23 protein-coding genes are annotated in these 18,892 nt (G+C 60.9%); 13 read left to right on the forward strand and 10 right to left on the reverse strand.

Features of this window, described 5'->3' with window-relative positions:
• Positions 1-61: 61 nt before the first annotated feature.
• On the reverse strand, positions 62-253 hold the full coding sequence (locus tag BSK43_RS09000) for a hypothetical protein (RefSeq protein ID WP_077471896.1): 192 nt from the start codon (positions 251-253) through the stop codon (positions 62-64).
• Between the two features lie 130 nt (positions 254-383).
• Entirely contained in the window at positions 384-593 is a 210-nt protein-coding gene (locus tag BSK43_RS09005; RefSeq protein ID WP_077471897.1) for a cold-shock protein, read from the reverse strand.
• Positions 594-939: 346 nt separating this feature from the next.
• Here BSK43_RS09005 and BSK43_RS09010 point away from each other — a divergent pair, with 346 nt between their 5' ends.
• Positions 940-1,401: a cupin domain-containing protein gene (locus BSK43_RS09010; RefSeq protein ID WP_077471898.1), complete on the forward strand. Its 462-nt coding sequence runs from the start codon at positions 940-942 to the stop codon at positions 1,399-1,401.
• Here BSK43_RS09010 and BSK43_RS09015 read toward each other — a convergent pair.
• Together BSK43_RS09015 and BSK43_RS09020 are read right to left on the reverse strand one after the other, a co-directional pair.
• Entirely contained in the window at positions 1,398-1,904 is a 507-nt protein-coding gene (locus BSK43_RS09015) for a GNAT family N-acetyltransferase (protein WP_077471899.1), read from the reverse strand. The two genes, BSK43_RS09010 and BSK43_RS09015, sit on opposite strands and share 4 nt — an antisense overlap.
• 21 nt (positions 1,905-1,925) lie before the next feature.
• Complete coding sequence (locus BSK43_RS09020; RefSeq protein WP_077471900.1) at positions 1,926-2,921, reverse strand: LysR family transcriptional regulator; 996 nt, start codon at positions 2,919-2,921, stop codon at positions 1,926-1,928.
• A gap of 120 nt (positions 2,922-3,041) precedes the next feature.
• Between BSK43_RS09020 and BSK43_RS09025 the strand changes: the two genes are divergently transcribed.
• Positions 3,042-4,454 carry an MFS transporter gene (locus tag BSK43_RS09025; protein ID WP_077471901.1) on the forward strand — a complete coding sequence of 471 codons (1,413 nt, stop codon included), beginning with the start codon at positions 3,042-3,044 and terminating at the stop codon, positions 4,452-4,454.
• A 45-nt stretch (positions 4,455-4,499) separates the two neighbouring features.
• Here the strand turns inward: BSK43_RS09025 and BSK43_RS09030 are convergent, their stop codons facing one another.
• Positions 4,500-5,762 (reverse strand): RNA polymerase sigma factor, encoded by a 1,263-nt coding sequence (locus tag BSK43_RS09030; protein ID WP_077471902.1) that lies wholly within the window; start codon positions 5,760-5,762, stop codon positions 4,500-4,502.
• 31 nt (positions 5,763-5,793) lie between these two features.
• Positions 5,794-6,186 carry a YciI family protein gene (locus BSK43_RS09035; RefSeq protein WP_077471903.1) on the reverse strand — a complete coding sequence of 131 codons (393 nt, stop codon included), beginning with the start codon at positions 6,184-6,186 and terminating at the stop codon, positions 5,794-5,796.
• A 35-nt stretch (positions 6,187-6,221) separates the two neighbouring features.
• On the opposite strand from BSK43_RS09035, the gene BSK43_RS09040 reads away from it, so the two are divergent.
• From BSK43_RS09040 to BSK43_RS09050, 3 genes are all read left to right on the forward strand, one after another.
• Positions 6,222-6,620, forward strand: a complete 399-nt coding sequence (locus tag BSK43_RS09040) for a hypothetical protein (protein ID WP_136686812.1) — start codon at positions 6,222-6,224, stop codon at positions 6,618-6,620.
• Positions 6,562-6,939, forward strand: coding sequence for a VOC family protein (locus BSK43_RS09045; RefSeq protein WP_077471904.1), 378 nt, complete (start codon positions 6,562-6,564; stop codon positions 6,937-6,939). Before BSK43_RS09040 ends, BSK43_RS09045 begins: the two co-directional genes overlap by 59 nt.
• 285 nt (positions 6,940-7,224) lie before the next feature.
• Complete coding sequence (locus BSK43_RS09050) at positions 7,225-7,926, forward strand: phosphatase PAP2 family protein (RefSeq protein ID WP_246662523.1); 702 nt, start codon at positions 7,225-7,227, stop codon at positions 7,924-7,926.
• A gap of 12 nt (positions 7,927-7,938) precedes the next feature.
• Here the strand turns inward: BSK43_RS09050 and BSK43_RS09055 are convergent, their stop codons facing one another.
• Positions 7,939-8,325 carry a response regulator gene (locus BSK43_RS09055; RefSeq protein ID WP_077471926.1) on the reverse strand — a complete coding sequence of 129 codons (387 nt, stop codon included), beginning with the start codon at positions 8,323-8,325 and terminating at the stop codon, positions 7,939-7,941.
• 230 nt (positions 8,326-8,555) lie between these two features.
• Here BSK43_RS09055 and BSK43_RS09060 point away from each other — a divergent pair, with 230 nt between their 5' ends.
• Positions 8,556-10,238 carry a phosphoethanolamine--lipid A transferase gene (locus BSK43_RS09060; protein WP_077471905.1) on the forward strand — a complete coding sequence of 561 codons (1,683 nt, stop codon included), beginning with the start codon at positions 8,556-8,558 and terminating at the stop codon, positions 10,236-10,238.
• A 60-nt stretch (positions 10,239-10,298) separates the two neighbouring features.
• On the opposite strand, the gene BSK43_RS09065 is transcribed toward BSK43_RS09060, so the two are convergent.
• Positions 10,299-10,676 carry a cupin domain-containing protein gene (locus tag BSK43_RS09065; RefSeq protein WP_068401333.1) on the reverse strand — a complete coding sequence of 126 codons (378 nt, stop codon included), beginning with the start codon at positions 10,674-10,676 and terminating at the stop codon, positions 10,299-10,301.
• A gap of 212 nt (positions 10,677-10,888) precedes the next feature.
• Here BSK43_RS09065 and BSK43_RS09070 point away from each other — a divergent pair, with 212 nt between their 5' ends.
• The 5 genes from BSK43_RS09070 (at position 10,889) to BSK43_RS09090 (ending at position 14,687) form a co-directional block, all read left to right on the forward strand.
• Entirely contained in the window at positions 10,889-11,926 is a 1,038-nt protein-coding gene (locus BSK43_RS09070) for an LLM class flavin-dependent oxidoreductase (RefSeq protein ID WP_077471906.1), read from the forward strand.
• A 154-nt stretch (positions 11,927-12,080) separates the two neighbouring features.
• Positions 12,081-12,980, forward strand: a complete 900-nt coding sequence (locus BSK43_RS09075) for a MurR/RpiR family transcriptional regulator (RefSeq protein ID WP_136686813.1) — start codon at positions 12,081-12,083, stop codon at positions 12,978-12,980.
• Between the two features lie 97 nt (positions 12,981-13,077).
• Positions 13,078-13,833, forward strand: coding sequence for a COG4280 domain-containing protein (locus tag BSK43_RS09080; protein WP_077471907.1), 756 nt, complete (start codon positions 13,078-13,080; stop codon positions 13,831-13,833).
• Complete coding sequence (locus BSK43_RS09085; RefSeq protein WP_034503887.1) at positions 13,830-14,036, forward strand: hypothetical protein; 207 nt, start codon at positions 13,830-13,832, stop codon at positions 14,034-14,036. The genes BSK43_RS09080 and BSK43_RS09085 overlap by 4 nt, the downstream gene beginning before the upstream one ends.
• A gap of 69 nt (positions 14,037-14,105) precedes the next feature.
• The gene (locus BSK43_RS09090) at positions 14,106-14,687 is read left to right on the forward strand and encodes a histidine phosphatase family protein (protein WP_077471908.1); all 582 of its coding nucleotides are present in this window, start codon (positions 14,106-14,108) and stop codon (positions 14,685-14,687) included.
• A gap of 63 nt (positions 14,688-14,750) precedes the next feature.
• On the opposite strand, the gene BSK43_RS09095 is transcribed toward BSK43_RS09090, so the two are convergent.
• Positions 14,751-15,686, reverse strand: coding sequence for a phytanoyl-CoA dioxygenase family protein (locus tag BSK43_RS09095; RefSeq protein ID WP_077471909.1), 936 nt, complete (start codon positions 15,684-15,686; stop codon positions 14,751-14,753).
• 132 nt (positions 15,687-15,818) lie between these two features.
• On the opposite strand from BSK43_RS09095, the gene BSK43_RS09100 reads away from it, so the two are divergent.
• Complete coding sequence (locus tag BSK43_RS09100; RefSeq protein WP_077471910.1) at positions 15,819-16,682, forward strand: AraC family transcriptional regulator; 864 nt, start codon at positions 15,819-15,821, stop codon at positions 16,680-16,682.
• Here the strand turns inward: BSK43_RS09100 and BSK43_RS09105 are convergent.
• Complete coding sequence (locus BSK43_RS09105; protein ID WP_077471911.1) at positions 16,672-18,099, reverse strand: PLP-dependent aminotransferase family protein; 1,428 nt, start codon at positions 18,097-18,099, stop codon at positions 16,672-16,674. The genes BSK43_RS09100 and BSK43_RS09105 overlap by 11 nt on opposite strands.
• Before the next feature lie 94 nt (positions 18,100-18,193).
• On the opposite strand from BSK43_RS09105, the gene BSK43_RS09110 reads away from it, so the two are divergent.
• Entirely contained in the window at positions 18,194-18,877 is a 684-nt protein-coding gene (locus BSK43_RS09110) for a pyridoxamine 5'-phosphate oxidase family protein (protein ID WP_077471912.1), read from the forward strand.
• The last annotated feature ends 15 nt before the right edge of the window (positions 18,878-18,892 follow it).

An 18,892-nucleotide genomic window follows, 5' to 3' on the forward strand; every position in this document is an offset into this window, starting at 1 on the left:
GGCATGCAGTTAGACCATGCGGACACTCGTCGGCATCTTGCCAAACTCCCTCGGCCTCTCTTCAATCGCGACTAGTATCAGTCTTCGCTTCACGGGCAAGCCGCGCCGCGCGAAGCCGGGCGGTCTTGTCGCGGAGGGCTTGTTCGGCGGCGTCGATTTCCTCGGCCGCCTGATTGCGCGCGAAGAACTGCGATTGAGCGTTGCCGAAGGCGATCTCGGCCTGTTGTCTGGACTTGCTGTAGGTCTGTGTCATGGATGTCTCCTCCCGACAGATGCAAGGCTTGCTTGCGAAACGAAAGAAAGCCGGGCAATGCCCGGCCTTCCAAATAAACATGCTCTTCCCAGTGCCAGTACATCCGTGGTCAAAGGGTGAGCCGTTTTGATTAGGCTGCCTGCAGGTTGCAGGCCGACAACTTGCCCGACTTGACGTCGCGCTCGAGATCGTAGCCGATCTTCTGGCCTTCGACGATTTCGCGCATTCCAGCGCGTTCGACAGCCGAGATGTGGACGAACGCGTCAGCGCCGCCGTCGTCAGGCTGAATGAAGCCGAAGCCCTTGGTGGAATTGAACCATTTTACTGTGCCTGTGGTCATGATGAACCCTTTCAAAGCATAGATTGAGATACCGGAAGCAAGCTTCTCGGACGGTGATAGCGATGGATTTTGAAAGGGAAGCTCGTTTAAGCGCGGTGCCAGTCGCGCGGTAACCAAAGTTCGGCAAGCAAAAGATCGACAAACCATCAGTAGCAGCATCCGCCATGGAGTCAACCGATAGTTTTCCCGGTCGCAGAGCTGGTGATTGCAGATTTCGCGTTAAGGCTCGCAGTGAAACGAATGCCGGGCCACCGGCTCGACGTTTGACCAACTGGACCAGCAAGGGCGAGTTTTGCTAAACTCGAATATGCACCAGCCCCTCTCAACAAATCACAGGCACCCCCTCATGCCGAAGATCGATGTTGCAGCAGTCCCGAAGATCAAGGGCACCCATTATCCCGCGCCATTCAACGATCCCTGTGCCGAGCGCATTCGGCAGCGGCTGGGCAATGCCGGCGGGCTCACGGATTTCGGCGTCAATCTCATGCGGCTGCCGCCGGGCAATTGGTCGAGCCAGCGGCATTGGCATTCGCAGGAGGACGAGTTCGTCTATGTGCTGGAGGGCGAGTTGACGCTGGTTGAGGATGGCGGCGAGACGGTGCTGCGCGCCGGCGATTGCGCGGCCTTCCCGAAGGGGTCCGGAAACGGGCATCACCTGATCAATAAGTCGGACACAACAGCCATCTATCTCGAAGCCGGCTCCCGCTCGCCGACCGACCTCATTACTTGCTCCGATATCGACATGATGAGCTCCAGCACGGATGGCCGGTTTGTGCACAAGGATGGCATGCCCTATCCCGACGGCTAGGCCGAGAGCGCTTCCGGCCCGCAGGAGAACAGATGCGTCGGCGCGCCATGCAGCATCACTTCCCGCCTGAAGCCGAAGCCGCATTTTTCCAGCACGCGGCGCGAGGCCAGGTTGACGGGGCGAACGAGGCCGATCACCCGCTTGGCGTTCAACTCGCTGAATGAGAAGGCCAATGCCTCCCTGACAAGTTCTGTCGCGTAGCCGCTTCCCCAGCAATCGGGATGGAGATGATAGGACATGTTGAGCCCGTCAAACTCCGTGGAGACGGTAACGCCGCCGAAGCCGATCAGCCGACCCTCTGCCTCGACCGCCCAGCGGCCGAAGCCATGCAGGCGCCAATGTGCCCTATCGCGGGCAAGGCGCCGGGCGCTCTCTTCCGGTGAATCAGGCGTTGGGTCGGGCCGGTGGACGACAAGCTCGGGGCGGGAAAACAGCTTGGTGAGGAAGACGAGATCCCGGTCTTCCGGCGCACGCAAAGACAGTCGTTGTGTATGCCGAACCATGAGGAACGCCTTCGAACAGGGCTAGACCGCCTCGGCCAAGACAGGCGGATCGTAGCAGCAAGCGTCGGTGGAAACACCCATGCTGCAGCCGCTTGCTCTCAGCGCATCCGTCACCACCTCGACGAACAGGCGGCGTAGCCACACTGCCCGGCTGTCGGCCTGGTCGACACGTCGATAGAGCATGGTCACCGGGTCGGCCGGCAGATCGAGGGGCGGCACCGAAATCGCCAGGTCGTGCAGCTTCGCCATGCAGCGGGCAACGGATTCCGGCACGGTCGCAATCGCCGGAATGGCCTGCAGGGTCATCGGCAAAGCGGAAAAGCGCGGCGCAGTCGCCACCACCTGACGACGATGGCCGAGGCGCGCGAGAGCGGCATCCACATTCGTGGCTATGGTGCCTTCGATGGAGACGATCACATGCGGCGCATTGGCAAAATGCTTGAGGGTGAGTGGTGCCGTGCAATTCAGATGGCGGGGGTCGTAGATGCAGAGTGATGCCTGCTCGAACAATGGCGCGCGAACATGCCAGGAAGCGGGCTCGTCATGCACGGAGATGCTGAAGTCGTAGGCGCCCTCGTCCAGCAGGCGGGCCGCATCGCGCCTGTCGAAAGCCACACTGACCAGCCGCGCATTCGGCGCTTCCTGACGCAGCCTTGCCACCAGCGGCCCGAAGAAGGAGGATTCGAGATTGTCGCACATGCCGAGGCGGAACTCGCCCTGCCAATCCCTTGGATCGAAGGCGGCCGGCGGGCGAATGGCACGCTCGATACCGGAAAGCGCATCCTCGATCGCCGGAGCGATGGAAAGCGCCCGCGGCGTCGGCTGCAGACCGCGGCCGACGCGCACGAACAATTCATCGTCAAGCGTTTCGCGCAACCGACGAAGTGCTGCGGAAAGACCCGGCTGACCGAGCAACAGGCGCTCGGCCGCGCGGCTGACATTCCGCTCCTGCATCAGCACGGAAAAGGCGAGCAGCAGATTGAGATCGATTTTTCGAAGTGTCGCATCATTCATCATCGTCAGTAATACCTGACATGGTTACTATCAATTTGCAATAGGGTTTGAAGATGTACATTTTCTCGTTCCCTGCCGCTTTCAACCTCCCAAGAGGCGACAGCATAGAAAGGAACGATCCCGATGACTTCTTCCCAAACCCGAAGCGGGGCCGGATTGGCGTTGCTGCTTTTATGCGCCGCCAACTTCCTGGACGCCATGGACGTCTCCACCATTGGGGTGGCCCTGCCCGCGATCCAGAAAGAGCTCGGCATGCAGGCCACTTCGCTGCAATGGGCCGTCAGCGCCTATGTGCTCGGCTATGGCGGCTTTCTGCTGCTCGGCGGCCGCGTCGCCGATCTTTTCGGCCACCGCCGCGTATTTCTCTGGTCGCTTGCCGTCTTTGCCGCCGCCAGCATTGCCGGCGGCTTCGTCGATAGTGCACCGACCCTGATCGCCGCGCGCCTGGTCAAGGGCATCGCCGCCGCCTTCACTGCGCCGGCGGCGCTCGCACTGCTGCTCTCCGTCTTCGCAGACGGCAAAGCCCGCGCCAAGGCGCTTGGAGTATTCTCCTCCACCGGTGCTGCCGGCTTCGTGCTCGGCATGGTGCTCGGCATGGTGCTCGGCGGCGCGGCAACGATCATCAGCTGGCGGGCAACCATCGTCATGGGTGCACCCGTCGCCATTCTCGCGCTGATCGTCGCCCCCCTCGTCCTGCCGCCGGACCCCAAGCGAACCGGCCCGAGCGCCCGCTTCGACTGGGCCGGCGCCATCACCATCACGCCCGGACTGCTGCTCTTTGTCTTCGGCGTAACCAATGCCGCCGTCGACGGCTGGCAGGCATTTGCAACCTGGGGGTCGCTGGTGGCAGCCCTGGTGCTGATCCTGCTCTTCCTGCTGGTCGAATCGCGCCATAGCGATCCGATGGTGCCGCTGGCCATGTTCCGCCGCGCCAAGCTCAGCCACGCCAATGCCATCGCCGCGCTGTTCCAGGGGGCCTATGTCGGCTTCCAGTTCATCGCGACGCTGTACTATCAGACCGTCGTCGGCTGGTCGGCCTTCGCCACTGGCTTCGCCTTTGCCATCGGCGGCGTCTGCGTCATGTTCCTTGCCCCGCGCTTCGCCACCATCGGGCAGGCCCGTGGCACAACCCTGCTGATGACCTTCGGCGTCGGCTTGCAGGCCATCAGCTATCTCTTCTGGGCGCTCTCGGCCGGCCAGATCGATACGATCCTGCTCGTCGCCGTCTCGCAGCTGCTACTTGGCGTCGGCTATGCCATGACCTATCCGTCCATTCAGGTCGCAGCCCTGTCCGATATCGAAGAGGATAAGTCGGGTCTCGCTTCGGGCATGCTGTTTGCCTCCTTCCAGATTGGCGGCGGCATCATTCTGGCGGCGGCCTCGGCCGTCTTCAGCGCAGCACCGAGCTATGGCTGGAACCCCTATATCGCCGGCATCGGTTTCGTGACGATCCTTGCCGCCGCCATAACGCTCTTGGCCGCCGTCGGCCCGCGGACATCGGCTGCAAGAGGCGTCAACTACCAGGCCGCCGAATAGGCCGGAACATCGCGACCCGCTCGTCAACGAGCGGGTCCATTCCTTTCAGGCGGATGCCGCCTCGGCGGCTCGGCGCATCAGCAGATCGCGCTCCCGCTGATTTCCGGCAAGTGCCGCCGCCGCCTCGAAGGCACAGCGTGCCTCGACATACCGGCCAAGCTTGTAGAGAAGATCGCCTCGAACGCTGGGCAGAAGATGATAGGTCTTCAATGCCGGTTCATGCGCAAGCTTCTCGATGATTTCCAGTGCCGCCGCCGGACCGTCGACCATGCCGATGGCAACCGCGCGATTGAGCTCGACGATGGGAGAGTGCAGGACCGCTGCAAGCTCCGCATAGAGATCAGCGATGCGCCTCCAGTCTGTTTCCCCCGCCGTTGGTGCTCTCGCATGGCAGGCGACAATCGCCGCTTGCAGGGCATAGGCACCGCCCACACCGCCAAGCTCCCGCACCCTGGCTAGTGCCTGCAAGCCGCGATGAATTTGCAGCTGATCCCAAAGCGCGCGGTCTTGATCAAGGAGCAGGATCGGGTCGCCAGCGGCATCCGTCCGCGCCGCCGCGCGGGACGCGTTCAATTCCATGAGGGCAAGCAGCGCATAGGCCTCCGGCTCCTGCGGAGCCACCGACGTCAGCACCCGCCCCAGCCTCAGTGCCTCGTTGCAGAGCTGCAGCCGCAGCCAGTTTTCGCCGCGCGCCGCCGTGTAGCCTTCGTTGAAGATCAGGTAGACCACTTCCAGCACCGTCGCCAGCCGTTGCGACAGTTCCTCGCCATGCGGTGTTTCGTAAGACAATCCCGAGTCCGACAGCGTCCGTTTGGCGCGAACGATGCGCTGGGCGATCGTCGCTTCCGGGAGAAGAAAGGCCCTGGCTATTTCCTCGGTCGTCAGTCCGCACACCATCCGCAAGGCCAGCGCCACGCGCGCCTCGCGCGATAGCAGCGGATGGCACGCGGTGAACACCAGCCGCAGCATTTCATCGCCGATATCGTCGTCCAGCGCAGCATCGAGATCCGGCATGGCCTGCTGATCCTCTTCCATGTCCCGGGCGATCATGTCGTGCTTGCGCTCGAGCATCTGGCGGCGGCGCAGATGATCGAGTGCCCGGCGTTTGGCCGTCGCCATGAGCCAGGCACCGGGCCGTTCGGGAACTCCCGCGTGCGGCCAGCGCTCCAGGGCCGCAACCAGCGCCTCCTGCGTCAGATCCTCAGCCAGCGGCACATCACGCAGCATCCTTGCCAGGCTGGTGATCAGCCTGGGCTGCTCGATCCGCCATACGGCGAGGATCGTCCGATGAGTGGCGGCGGCCGTCACGGCCGCCTGTCCCGATTGCTAGCCGTCAGCCTCAAAGGGTGGCATTGGCAAGAGGATCGCAGACCGCTTCCGTGCCATGCTCGAAATAGGCGCGCACTTCGCATGTTCCCTCCCAGCCAGGCATCAAATCCTTGTGCAGCTGCATGAATTCGACCGCCAGTGCCACGGCCTCCTCCTTGCTCTGCAGCTCGAAGATCGCATAGCCGCCGACGACTTCCTTGGCCTCGACGAAAGGCCCGTCGATGACGCGCAATTCGCGATCCTTGATAGTGACCCGCGCTCCGGTCGCAAGCGGCATCAGGCCCGCTGTGTCGAGCATCCGGCCGGCTTTGATCTCCCGGTCGGCAAGCTTGTTTATGGCCGCAGCAAGCTCTGGCGACGGCTGCAGGAAATCGGTGGCAGTGACGATAGACATGAAACGCATGGGGCTGTTCCTTTAAAAGCGAGCCGCCTGCACCATTGCAGCACGATCATCCCGCTCATATCGACGACGAAGCAGGCAGCTTAAAATCGACAGGCACTTCGAAAAAAATTCGCATTCGCTTCCAGAACGCGACGGAAATGCGCTCGGCCGACCCAATTTACCAGCATCGAAAAGGCGGAGGCAACCTGGGAACCCTCGTCGAATTCCCTCGCATCCAGGCCTTTTCAAACTGCCGGATCGCCTTTGTTGACTTCCCACAATCCATGCAAGAAGGTGGGGCCGAATTGGATCTGCAGACTTTGGACTATCCGGCGCTTCCCCAGGGGCACGGTCTTGCACAAAGTTTTGCAGACAACACGGCGGGAGCTCGTTTCTATGTTCGACCATATCTCGATCGGCGTCAAAGACCTGGCGCGGGCGCAGCAATTTTATGACGCGGCACTTTCGCCACTTGGCTATGAACGCCTGACCAATTTCGACGGCACGGTCGGATACGGCGCGGAACGCGCCCAGTTCTGGGTGAGTGAAGTGGAACACCCTGTGCCCGCCGATCGCGGTTCCGGTCTTCATTTCTGTTTCGTCGCGCCGAGCCGGGAAGCCGTCGATTCTTTCTATGCCGCCGGCATCGCCAATGGCGGGGAAGACAACGGCTCGCCAGGCATCAGGCCGGATTACAGCCAGTTCTATTACGCGGCGTTCGTCATCGATCCCGACGGCTATCGGCTGGAAGCCTATTTCAAGACCGGTGAATAGCCGTAACGCAGAGGCCGCCGAAACCTGATCGAACCGTTGGGCCTTACCCGACGGTTATCGAACAATTCGTTAGCTTCTGTAGGCATTTCATCTTTCAGGTTGCTGTCAGGCTTCTGTCATAAGGGACGCCCGGGGGCAGCCGTTCAGTGTTCTATAAGAACACCCGCGGACGCTTGTTTTGGATTTGTTCAGACAGTGGCCGGCGTTTCGATGTTCGACAATTATGATGGCGCAGCATATGCAAAGCGAACAACGCCGGTAAGCAGGTCCCTTATAGCGTTTCTCGTGCTGTTTACGCTTTGGTGGCTGCTGCTGTTCGTGTTCAATCGCTTTCCTGGCATCGATCTTTCCGTCGCTCAGAGCGTCTTTACTGCTGTACCCTGCGCATCATCGACGCCTGTGGGCGAAATCTGCGGCACCTTTGCCCTTGCGAAAAACCCTCTTCTCGAAATTTTGCGCGAAGTGACGCTCGCCCTGCCCTACATCGCCATTGTCGCTCTGCTGGCGACGCTGGTCATGTCCTGGCGCCGATACGGCGCAAGCTGGCGGACGGTAAAGACCGATCAATACATCGCCGCCCTGCTTTCCCTCGCCATCGGCTGCGGTCTTATCGTCAATACGCTGCTCAAGGGCTATTCGGGCAGGCCAAGGCCCCGCGGCACCGATCTCTTCGGCGGTGGGCTGGATTTCGCGCAGGCGGGCTCATTCGCCGGCAAGTGCCTTGGAAATTGCTCCTTCGTTTCCGGTGAAGCATCCTCCGGCGGCTGGCTGCTCTGTCTCGTGCTGCTATTGCCGCCGCGCCTCCGCTTTCCGCTCGGCATCCCGCTTGCCGTCATCTCCATCATGATGCCTTTCATGCGCGTCTTCACCGGAGCCCACTACCTGTCGGACGCCATTCTGGGCTGGCTTCTGTCGCTGGTTGTCTTTGCAGCAGCCATGGCAGTCATCGATTTTATGCGCTCGGGGCCATCATCCATCCAGTCCTGAGACCGGCAACGCTCATCCTGCATTGCGCAGCCTGGTGCGCTCTCTCCATTTGACTGCCTTCCGCACACGAGCGGTCATCTCGGCAAGCCCAAAAGGCTTCACGAGATAGTCGACGGCGCCGATACCGATGGCCGTCATCTGGTCCGATAGCTGATCATAGGCCGACATCACGATCACGGGCGTCGAATTCCCCAGTATTTCCATACGCTTCAGCACGTCGAGGCCGCTTCCATCCGGCAGGCGAAGGTCGAGAAGGACGACATCATGAATTTCGCTGGTAACTGCGGCTGTTGCCGATTGCAGCGTCATCGACCACTCGACCGACCAGCCTTCCGCACGCAGGTGATCCTGCACGGCATTGCCGATCGTCGGATCGTCTTCGACCAATAAAACCCGCACAATTGCGCCCCCGGTTGCAATCACGGATCCTATGATCGGGATTGCTGACGGCGACCTGAAATTCAGCCGGCAATGCCACAAAAAGCAAAGTGAATATGAGCCAACACGCAAACAGCTGTGTTCAAGCGTCTACCGTTCAGGTAATTGTCAGGAATGGTCGCCACCGTAGATGGCTTTAGCAATCAAAGCTGCAGCCTGCGGCTGGGATTTTCCGGTCCCGCCGACAGCACATGCTTCGGAGAAAAGCATTGAACGACAATAACGCTTCATCTGGCCGACGTTTCGTCAGGCCAGCCATCGGCAGCGTCACACTGTGCCTTATAACCACCCTTTATGTACTTCTTGTGACAAACCAGACCTTCTGGGCGAAGTCCTATGTCTATTTCATCACCTCGGAGCCGCTCGCCTTCGTCGGCTTCGTAGCGGGCATTTCCGCTGCCATCCTGGCACTTTTCACGCTATTTTCGGCAAAATACATCACCAAGCCAGCCCTGATCTTCTTCGTGCTGGTAGCATCGGTATCCTCCTGGTTCAACGATCAGTTCGGCGTGATCATCGATAAGGAAATGATCCGCAATGCCGCCGTCTCGACGGGCGCGGAAGCCGGGCACCTGATCACCACACGTTTCGCGATGCATGTGCTGTTGACCGGTATTCTGCCGGCGCTGGTGATCATTTGGGTGCGGATCATCCATCGCCCGATCCTCTGGAAGCTCGTCTATAACACCGCCGTCATTCTCGCCTGTACCGCCGTCTTCGTCGCCGCAGGCACCAGCTTCTACAAGACCTATGCCGGCGTCGGCCGTGCGCACCGCGACCTGTTGGACACCCTCAATCCCGTGGTGCCGATCGCCAGCGTGGTGCGCTACGGCATCGACATGCAAAGGAACGCCAATGTCGTCGCAGGCCCTCTCGGGACGGACGCCCGCAAAGTCGGCGCCGTCGACAACGGCAAGCCACGGGTAACGATCATCGTGGCTGGCGAAACCGCCCGTGCACAGAACTTTTCGCTCGGCGGCTACAGCAAAGAGACCAATCCCGAGCTGGCGAAACGCAATGTCGTTTACTTCCCCAATACCAGCAGCTGCGGCACGGCGACGGCAACCTCGATACCTTGCCTCTTCTCGGTCTATACCCGGGCACAATATTCTCATCGCAAGGGACTGGAGACGGAAAACCTGCTCGATGTGCTCACCCACGCCAAAGTCGATGTGACCTGGCTGGACAATGACACCGGCAGCTACAATGTGACCGACCGTGTTTCCTACACCTATCTGCCGCCTTCGGCCGATCCGCGCTTCTGCAAGGACGGCGAATGCAAGGACGAAATCCTCGTCGACAAGGTCGATGGCTGGCTCGACAAGGTAAAGGGAGACAGCGTTCTCGTATTGCATCAGCTCGGCAGCCATGGCCCGGCTTACTATCAGCGCTATCCGGAGGAATTCCGCCGCTTCAGGCCCGATTGCCGTTCAAACGACTTCAGCTCCTGCTCGCAGGAAGAGATCACCAATGCCTATGATAACACGATCCTCTACACGGATCACATCGTCTCGATGGTCATCGACAAGCTGAAGCAGCGATCGAACTCCATATCCGGCGCCGTGCTCTATTTCTCCGATCATGGCGAGTCGCTCGGCGAGAACGGCATCTACCTGCACGGCACGCCCTATATCATCGCCCCGGCACAGCAGACGACTGTGCCGATGCTGGTGTGGATGGCTGACGATCTGGCAAAGACGGGCGGCTACGACATGGCCTGCCTCTCCAAGAATGCGGCCACAGGCACGCACTCCCACGACAACATCTTCCACAGTGTTCTGGGCATGATGGATGTCTCGACGAAGGTCTATGATCCCAGCCTGGACCTGTTTGCCGCCTGCCGCACACCGTCTAACAAGCTGGCGCAGAACTGATAGCGCCACGCAGTAACCGGCAGCCCCGTTCCGGCGGGGCTGCCAAGCAATCGGGATTGCTCAAAGTCGCTTGGGCTGTCTGACGGTCCGCTCGTTTTCCACATTGCCGGTATTGAGCGTCGTATTCCGCTCGAAGAGCACGACCTCGCATGTCGGCTCGGCGACCGGGCAATGCTCCACGCCATGCGGCACGATAATGTATTCGCCTGGGCCAAGCACGATATCGCCGCCATTCTCCTCATGCAGCTTCATGCGCAGCGTGCCCTTGACGACGAAGAACAGCTCATCCTCCTCTTCATGATGATGCCAATGGAAGGCGCCATCCAGCTTGACGAGCTTCACCTGAAAATCGTTGATGTCGCCGCCGACACGCGGGCTCCACGTCTCGTCAAAAGCGGCAAAAGCCTTGGTAAGATTGACCTTTTTCAGTGCGACCATGTGTTTCCTCCTCTGGCCCGATCGGGCTGATAGCAAAGCTAATATTGGCGGAGGCGTCGCCGAACGCAACGTCATCGTTGCCGCATACCCTGGATTGTCATCGTCATATCGAATTCCTCGAAGGTTTCGGCCGAAACTTTCCGGGTAGTTGCCGATCGGGAACGACACTACATGCTTGCTCAACATCACTTCGACACATGACAGGAAAAATCATGACGACAAACAATGTCGAATTCGGCCTGGATACTTTCGGCGACGTGACCTTTGACGACAAGGGCGCGCCATTGCCGCACGCACAGGTTCTCCGCAACGTCGTCGAAGAAGGCGTCCTGGCCGACAAGCTGGGCATCGACTTCTTCGGCATCGGCGAGCATCACCGCGAAGACTTCGCAGTTTCCTCACCCGAAACCATACTGGCCGCCATCGCCAGTCGCACATCGAAGATCCATCTCGGATCGGCAGTGACGGTGCTGAGCTCGGATGACCCGATCCGGGTTTTCCAGCGCTTCTCCAGCGTCAACGCTATTTCGAACGGTCGTGCCGAGGTCATCCTTGGCCGCGGATCCTTCACGGAATCCTTCCCGTTGTTCGGCTTCGAGCTTTCACAATATGAAAAGCTCTTCGAGGAAAAGCTGGATCTCTTCGCAGCACTGCTCTCCAACGATCCGGTGACATGGCAGGGCAGCATCCGCCCACCCTTGAAGAACCAGAAGGTCTTCCCGACCATCGAGAGCGGCCACCTGAAGACATGGATCGGCGTCGGCGGCAGCCCGGAATCGGTTGTCCGTGCCGCCCACTATGACTTGCCACTCATGCTCGCGATCATCGGCGGCAGCCCTTATCGCTTCCAGCCCTATGTCGATCTCTATCATCGCGCCTTCGAACAGCTCGGCAAGCCCGTGCGGCCGATCGGCATCCATTCGCCGGGCTACATCGCCGAGACGGACGAACAGGCGCGCGAAGAATTGTGGCCCTGCTTCAAGGCGATGCGTGACCGCATCGGCCGCGAGCGCGGCTGGCCGCCCATGACGCGGGCGGAGTTCGATAGCGAGATCGAAAAGGGCTCGCTCTATGTCGGTTCGCCGGAAACGGTCGCCGCCAAGCTCGCGCCCGTGGTCAAGACGCTTGGCATCAGCCGCTTCCAGTTGAAGTATAGCGCCGGTGCGCTCGGCCATGAGAAGATGATGCGTTGCATCGATCTCTATGGCCAGAAGGTTATCCCGGCGGTGCGGGCCGCTCTGGCGGCATAGTCCGGGGTCGACCAAGGCGGTCTCCATGACCGACTGAAACAGCGGATGTCTCGCCAGACGGCAAGGCATCCGTTGAATCTTGTTGTCATTCGTTCGTAGTAAATGCTACCTATATCCATGCAAGTAGCATTTACTACGAATATGGAACACCGGGATGACAGACAGGACGCAAGAGCTGCCGACCTTCGAAAGCCGGGTTCTCGCCGTTTTCGATACGCTTGCACCCGCAGAGCAGCGCATCGCCCGCTTCTTCATCGATCAGAAGCAGGCGGTCCTGCTCAATTCGGCTGCCCAGATCGCCCAGCTGGCCGGCACCAGTGACGCGACGGTCGTGCGCACTGCCCGCGCCCTCGGCTTCGAAAGCCTGTCGACGCTGCGGGCTGCCCTACTTGCGGAACTGACGGGAACGCCGTCGCCCAGCACGCGAATGGAGCGAACCCTCGCTGAAACCGGTGGCTACGCTGGCGATGCGTTGCGCCATGTCATAGGCATTCACGACAAGGCATTGGAATCGCTGCGGCATGAGCAGTTCGCCGTAAGCTTCGAGCGTTGCATCGATATTCTGGTTGGCGCACCTCGCCGTCATGTCTTCGGCATCGGCCCATCCGGCGCGATAGCCGATTATGCCAGCCTGCAATTCAACCGCATCGGCCTGCCGACAAACCCTCTCTCTGCCTCAGGCATCGCGCTCGCCGACCGTCTCCTGTGGATCGGCAAGGGCGACGCAGTGCTGATCATGGCCTATGCGCCGCTCTACCGCGAAGTCGAGATCCTGCTCGAACACGCAGCCCGTCAGAACGCACCGGTCATATTGGTCAGCGACGACCTCGGCCCGCTGGTCGCCGACAAGGTGGCCGAAATCCTGCCCGTGCCGCGCGGCAATGCCGATCACCTTGCCATGCACGGCGGCACGATGGTGCTGATCGAAGCGATGATCGTTGCGCTGGCGGCAAAGAACAAGGATGCGGCCATCGACAGCCTCGACCAACTGAGCACGCTGCGCGGTTCTCTCGACAAGGCCTGGGCCAAACGCGGCACGCGAAAGCGGAAATGAACGCCGACGCGGCGCAAGCTCACCTGGAACATGAAGAAAATCTGCCGAACAAGACCATGCAAAATCAAAGCCCTAACCGTCATTCGGGAATCATCTCATGAACAGCCTCACACCCATTCTCTCTACCGTGACGGCATCCTTTCTCGGCTCATTCGTCGAGGTCGTGGAAGCTTTCACTATCGTACTCGCCGTCGGCGTGACCCGGAGTTGGCGTCCGGCGCTGACCGGTGCCGCACTTGCGCTTGCAGTGCTCGCCGCCCTCGTCCTCATCTTTGGTCCGCTGCTGGCGCTCGTGCCCATCGAAACGTTGCAATTCGTCGTCGGCGTTCTGCTGATCCTGTTTGGCATGCGCTGGTTGCGCAAGGCCATCCTCCGCTCGCTTGGTGTCATCGCCCTGCATGACGAGGAAGCCGCCTTCTCGAAGGAAACCGCAAGCCTGCGGGCACAATCGACCGATCACCGCGCCGATTATCTTGCCGGCCTTGCGGCCTTCAAGGCGGTGCTGCTTGAGGGCGTCGAGGTGGTTTTCATCGTCGTCGCCGTCGGCGGTGCGCACGGCCTTACGCTCTATGCCGGCCTCGGCGCTCTTGCCGCCTTCATTCTGGTGATGCTGATCGGGCTGCTGGTGCATCGCCCGCTCGCAACTGTGCCGGAAAATACCCTTAAGTTCGTCGTTGGCCTGATGCTGACGAGCTTCGGGATTTTCTGGACAGGCGAAGGCATTGGCGCTCACTGGCCGGGCGCGGATCTCTCCCTAATCGCTATCTTTGCGATCGTCTCGCTTGCCTCTTACGCCATCCTCCGTGGCCTGCGCGGCTCCACCGGCAACCCAACAGCAAAGGCAGCCCAATGACCGTTCTCCGCATTGCCCTGTCCGAACTCATCGGCATGTTCATCGATGACGGCAGCCTCGCCACGCTCTGCCTCATCCTCATCCTCGCAATTGCAGGCGCGGTCGAGTTTCTCGCCATGCCGCCGCTTGCCGGAGCCGTTCTGCTGTTGCTCGGCTGCCTCGCCATTCTGCTCTACAGCGTCCGCCGCGCCGTGAAGCGATAACGCCCCTCGACACGCTCCCTCGCAGATGCGAAGAATTCGGCAGCATCGGCGAAATGGAGAAACGGTCACATGAGCAGCGCCCATCCCGAAATCTATCTGGTGCGCCACGGACAGACGGAATGGAGCCTTTCCGGCAGGCATACCGGCCGGACTGACATTCCCTTGACGCCAGCCGGCGAGGAAGCTGCCCGCAAGGTTGCGGATCGCCTGCCCGCGATCGATTTTGCCGCCGTCTGGTCGAGCCCGTCGCAGCGGGCCCAGAACACCTGTACGCTTGCCGGCTTCGGCGACCGGCGCGTCGTCAAGGACGATCTGGCCGAATGGGACTACGGCGCCTATGAGGGCATCACCACCAAGGCGATCCATGCCGAACGCCCGGGCTGGCAAGTCTTTCGCGACGGCTGCCCGAATGGCGAAACGGCTGCCGATGTCGGCGCACGCGCCGACCGGATCATCGGCGAACTTCGCGCCATCGACGGTTCCGTCCTGATCTTCTCCAGCGCTCATTTTCTGCGCGCCTTCGCCGCTCGTTGGGTCGGCCTGCCGCCGCAAGACGGGGCGCGGCTGATACTCGACACCACAAGCATCAGCGTGCTCGGTTACGAACACGACATGACCGAACCCGTCATCCACCGCTGGAATCAAAACTGATCTGCAGCGGTATCGAGCAACGCCCGGTCGCTCGATACCTCCTTTGAAATCAAGGCGTGGTGCTTACCAAGCCTTGAGCCCCAGCAGCTTCTCGCCCAATGGCGTCAGCACTGCCATAGAGGCGTTGTGCTTTTCCCATTCGCGGGGATCGCCGGGAAAGGCATCGCGCTGCGGGTGATCGAGCTCCCGCCACAGACGAATACGCTCCTCACGCTCGCCGACATTGTCGAACTCAGCCGGATGCATGGAGATGTACTGCGCCATACGAACGCGATTGTCGGCGTGGTTCGGCCGCACGCCGTGCGCCAGCAGCGAATTGAAGATCATCAGGTCGCCCGGCTCCATATCGATATTGACGACCGACAGATCAGTCATGTCGGGATGCATCGGATCGCGATCCGCCGGCTGGGTCTTTTCCCAGGCGTCGAAATGCTCGAAGAGCGCCGGCACGCACTGAAATCCGCCGACATCGCCATCCTGCTTCTTGAGGCTCAGCACGCCCTGCACACCGATAGGCAACGGTCGGATCGAAGTGTCCACATCCCAATGAATGAAGCCGTTCGGATTTCCCTTCACCTTCTTTGGCGGATTGAGATTGGCCCGATCGATGGTGACCCACAGATCCTCGCGGTCCCATATGTCGACGAAGACGTCGTAGATCCGCTTCTCCATGCGGTTATCCCAGAGATACTGATGATTGTAGATCTCCAGCATGCCTGTGTTGTTGAGCTCCTTCATCTTGTGCTCGCGCCGTTGCGGCGCATACCAGGTGGAAGGATCGTTCGGATCTTTCTCGTCAAAGCGCCACAAAACGTCGACAAGCCGCTCGACATTCGCCGCCGGCACGGCGCCGCGCACAATCACATAGCCCTTGGTGATCCACTGCTGCCAGTCGTTCTTCGACAGCACCCTGAGCGGCAATGTCTTCCTTATATCCTTCAGTTGCGTCGTAACCGTGGATGCGGTCGGGTGGGCATCTCGTTTCAAGGCAGGGTGCATTGATTTCCTCCATCTGGCTGGTCCCTTCGTCTCGGGTGACAGAACGGTTGTAACCGCAGCTCCTGCTTTGATGTTGCCCGGCTCTGGCCAATTCTGATACTATTCTGGCGTCTAGTACTGTATGGGCGCCCTATGAAGCCTTATCTCGAAGTGTTGCCGAGCTCGCCAGAGGCATCGTGGAGCATGCTCAATCGCAGGCTGGACGATTGCATTCCTTTCCAGTGGCACCATCACCCGGAGTTTGAGCTCACACTGACGCTGAACTCGATCGGGCAGCGCTTCATCGGCGATCACAGCGGCGAATATGGCGACGGCGATCTCGTCCTTGTCGGCCCCAATCTGCCGCACAGCTGGGCCTCGCGCGCCAAGATCGACGAGTCTGAGCCCCACGTCGCGCTGGTACTCTGGTTTCATCGCGACTGGTTGTTGCAGATGACGGGTGGGGCCGTCGAATTCCGGCCGATCGAAACCATGCTGCGCCACGCCGACAATGGTCTCCATTTTTCGAGTGCTGCAGCCGCAGCCCTGCGGCCTGCCTTCGAGGCGATTTTCGAGAAGCCTCCCGTCGAACGATTGCTGTCGCTATTGGGTATTCTCGCCGGCGCCGCGGAAGACCGGCAGGCCATGCCACTTGCAAGCGGGCCGGCTCAGGCACCGGACATCAAGGAAAGCCGCGAGCGCATAGATCGCGTGCTGACCCATATGCATCTCCACTATTCCCGCGCGATCAGCCTCGATGAACTGGCCGATATTGCCGCGCTCAGTGTCTCCGGCCTGCATCGCATGTTTCGACGCCACACGGGCCTGGCCATATCCGATTACATCATCCGCATGCGCATCGGTGACGCCTGCGCCCGCCTTTCCTCCACCGATCAGGCCGTGCACCACATCAGCGACGCAGTCGGCTACGTCTCGCTCGCCAACTTCAACCGGCAATTCAAGGCGTTAAAGGGCATGACCCCTCGACAATACAGGGCGCTGTTCGTCAGCCGCTGATGGATGCCATCGCAAGCAGTCTTGCAATCTTTGCCGCCGCCGCATCCGCTGCGTGGGCTTCCATGCGGGCGATGCCGAACAGCAGTCCCGGCCGCGACTCTCCGAGATGCAGCGAGGACATGGCGCGCAATGCGAAGCCGTGCGAATTGATGGCGCGCATGGCGGCGACGTCATTGACGGCAGCGTCCCGAAACCAGCTCGCCAGCTGCTGGCCGCCACTACCTTCGCCGACGGCAAGGTGCTGGCCGCAGTGATGCCTGAGCGCGGAGACAACTGCCGCCATGCGTTCCGCATAAACGGCATTCATATGGCGCAGATGCGCGCGAAACCGGCCTTCGCTGATAAAATCGGCAAGTGCCGCCTGAATATGGATCGACACGATCGCTCCCCTCAGTCTCTGCGCCACCTCGACAGCCGCCAAGAGCCTGGAAGGCACCACGACATAAGCAACACGCATGCCCGGGGCCAGCGTCTTCGAAAATGTGCCGAGATAGGCGACCACTTCGCCACGATCGATGCCCTGCAAGGCGGCGATCGGGCGGGTCGCATACTGGAACTCGCTATCGTAATCATCCTCCAGAACGATGGCTCCGGTGGCGCGGGCGAATTCGAGCAGCGCCAGGCGACGGGGCAGGCTCATGGTGACACCGGTCGGATACTGGTGCGAGGGCGTGACATAGATCAGCCGCGGCGGCGGCCCGGCCGCGCGACCAATATCGATGCCTTCCTCATCACAGGGCACGGGCACGAGGTTGGCACCCGCCACCCTTAACAGTGCCTGCGCCGTCGCATAGCCCGGATCCTCGATCCAGGCGATGTCGCCATTCGAGCCGTTGGCCTGAAGCAGCACGCTGGCGAGTAACCCGATCGCCGCGCCCGTCGACGGCACGATCAGCACCTGCTCGGGCCGGGCGGCGACACCGCGCGTCGCCGAGATATGATCGAGGATCGCCGCGCGCAATTCAGGAAGCCCGCTCTGGGCGCCATAGCCGAGATCATGAACGCGAAGGGACCGGCCACGGGCGCCGAGACATCGCGCCCAGGCCGCATGGGGAAAGGTTGAGACGTCAGGCACTCCGGGCTCGAACAATCCACCCCTCTTGAATTCCGTAATGCGGGGCGCATTCGGTAGTGGCGCTGCGGGCTGGCCAAACGGCGACGGCGAAGGGAAAGCCGCTACGCGGGTTGCCGCACCCGTCGTCGACTGCAGATAACCCTCTTCCTTCAAGCGATCATAGGCACTGACGACGGTGGACCGGGCGACGCCGAGCGAAATCGCCATTCCCCGCGTTGACGGCACACGCTGCCCGGCAGGCATCTGCCCGCGCAGGATACGATCGCGCATCAACCGATAGACCTGCCCTTCCAGATCGCCCGAAACACGATCGAGCGCCGGCCACTGTGCAACTGTTGTCATGACGCACCAACTGGTCTGCTAAAAATCAAAAAACTGGCTATTTATAGCCTACCTCTTTGTTGGCAGAGATCAAGGATCAATCGACGAGGACGACATGGCCGATCATTACCCGCCAAGTACAAAGGATTACCCGACCACCGAGCGCACCCGCGTCCGGCGCAGCCCAAAACGTGGGAGCCATGCCCATGCCGACGTCCATGCCATTCTCGATGCCGCACCACTCTGTCACGTCGGCTATGTCATCAATGGCGCACCCTATGTGACGCCGACCCTGCACTGGCGCGAAGGCGATTATGTCTATTGGCACGGCTCATCCGCGAGCCGCTTTCTGCGCGCGGCGGAAGATATGCCGGTGTGTCTCACCTGCAGCATCATGGACGGCTATGTGCTCGCCCGTTCCGCCTTCAACCATTCGGTCAACTACCGCTCCGCCATGGTCTTCGGCACCGCCCGTCCGGTCGATGACATCGACGAAAAAACCGAGGCGCTGCGACGTCTGGTCGAGGACCTGTTTCCCGGCCGCTGGGAGAGCCTGAGGCCGATGACCAAGCAGGAAGTAAAGGCGACATCGGTGATGCGGATGAAGATCGACGAGGCCTCCGCCAAGATCCGCAACGGTCCACCGGGCGATATGGACGAGGCTCATCATCCGGTCTGGGCCGGAGTTTTGCCGATGAGGAGCCATTTGGCGCCGGCGGAAGCCGCGCCCGGCACGCCGGGCGGAATGGAATTGCCGCAGTCGCTCAAGGACTTGATACAATCCGGCCGGCTTCGCTAAACTGCATTTGATGAC

Origin of the sequence: Rhizobium sp. P44RR-XXIV (genome assembly GCF_001999485.2) — a bacterium.
Lineage (GTDB): Bacteria > Pseudomonadota > Alphaproteobacteria > Rhizobiales > Rhizobiaceae > Rhizobium.

What these genes read in the sequence shown, in the direction of transcription:
- BSK43_RS09095 (WP_077471909.1), bottom strand. Translation starts at nt 15,686, where the DNA reads ATGCACCCTGCCTTGAAACGAGATGCCCACCCGACCGCATCCACGGTT.
- BSK43_RS09100 (WP_077471910.1), top strand. Translation starts at nt 15,819, where the DNA reads ATGAAGCCTTATCTCGAAGTGTTGCCGAGCTCGCCAGAGGCATCGTGG.
- BSK43_RS09090 (WP_077471908.1), top strand. Translation starts at nt 14,106, where the DNA reads ATGAGCAGCGCCCATCCCGAAATCTATCTGGTGCGCCACGGACAGACG.
- BSK43_RS09000 (WP_077471896.1), bottom strand. Translation starts at nt 253, where the DNA reads ATGACACAGACCTACAGCAAGTCCAGACAACAGGCCGAGATCGCCTTC.
- BSK43_RS09045 (WP_077471904.1), top strand. Translation starts at nt 6,562, where the DNA reads ATGTTCGACCATATCTCGATCGGCGTCAAAGACCTGGCGCGGGCGCAG.
- BSK43_RS09010 (WP_077471898.1), top strand. Translation starts at nt 940, where the DNA reads ATGCCGAAGATCGATGTTGCAGCAGTCCCGAAGATCAAGGGCACCCAT.
- BSK43_RS09005 (WP_077471897.1), bottom strand. Translation starts at nt 593, where the DNA reads ATGACCACAGGCACAGTAAAATGGTTCAATTCCACCAAGGGCTTCGGC.
- BSK43_RS09070 (WP_077471906.1), top strand. Translation starts at nt 10,889, where the DNA reads ATGACGACAAACAATGTCGAATTCGGCCTGGATACTTTCGGCGACGTG.
- BSK43_RS09080 (WP_077471907.1), top strand. Translation starts at nt 13,078, where the DNA reads ATGAACAGCCTCACACCCATTCTCTCTACCGTGACGGCATCCTTTCTC.
- BSK43_RS09035 (WP_077471903.1), bottom strand. Translation starts at nt 6,186, where the DNA reads ATGCGTTTCATGTCTATCGTCACTGCCACCGATTTCCTGCAGCCGTCG.
- BSK43_RS09015 (WP_077471899.1), bottom strand. Translation starts at nt 1,904, where the DNA reads ATGGTTCGGCATACACAACGACTGTCTTTGCGTGCGCCGGAAGACCGG.
- BSK43_RS09025 (WP_077471901.1), top strand. Translation starts at nt 3,042, where the DNA reads ATGACTTCTTCCCAAACCCGAAGCGGGGCCGGATTGGCGTTGCTGCTT.
- BSK43_RS09020 (WP_077471900.1), bottom strand. Translation starts at nt 2,921, where the DNA reads ATGATGAATGATGCGACACTTCGAAAAATCGATCTCAATCTGCTGCTC.
- BSK43_RS09060 (WP_077471905.1), top strand. Translation starts at nt 8,556, where the DNA reads ATGCTTCGGAGAAAAGCATTGAACGACAATAACGCTTCATCTGGCCGA.
- BSK43_RS09105 (WP_077471911.1), bottom strand. Translation starts at nt 18,099, where the DNA reads ATGACAACAGTTGCACAGTGGCCGGCGCTCGATCGTGTTTCGGGCGAT.
- BSK43_RS09075 (WP_136686813.1), top strand. Translation starts at nt 12,081, where the DNA reads ATGACAGACAGGACGCAAGAGCTGCCGACCTTCGAAAGCCGGGTTCTC.
- BSK43_RS09110 (WP_077471912.1), top strand. Translation starts at nt 18,194, where the DNA reads ATGGCCGATCATTACCCGCCAAGTACAAAGGATTACCCGACCACCGAG.
- BSK43_RS09085 (WP_034503887.1), top strand. Translation starts at nt 13,830, where the DNA reads ATGACCGTTCTCCGCATTGCCCTGTCCGAACTCATCGGCATGTTCATC.
- BSK43_RS09065 (WP_068401333.1), bottom strand. Translation starts at nt 10,676, where the DNA reads ATGGTCGCACTGAAAAAGGTCAATCTTACCAAGGCTTTTGCCGCTTTT.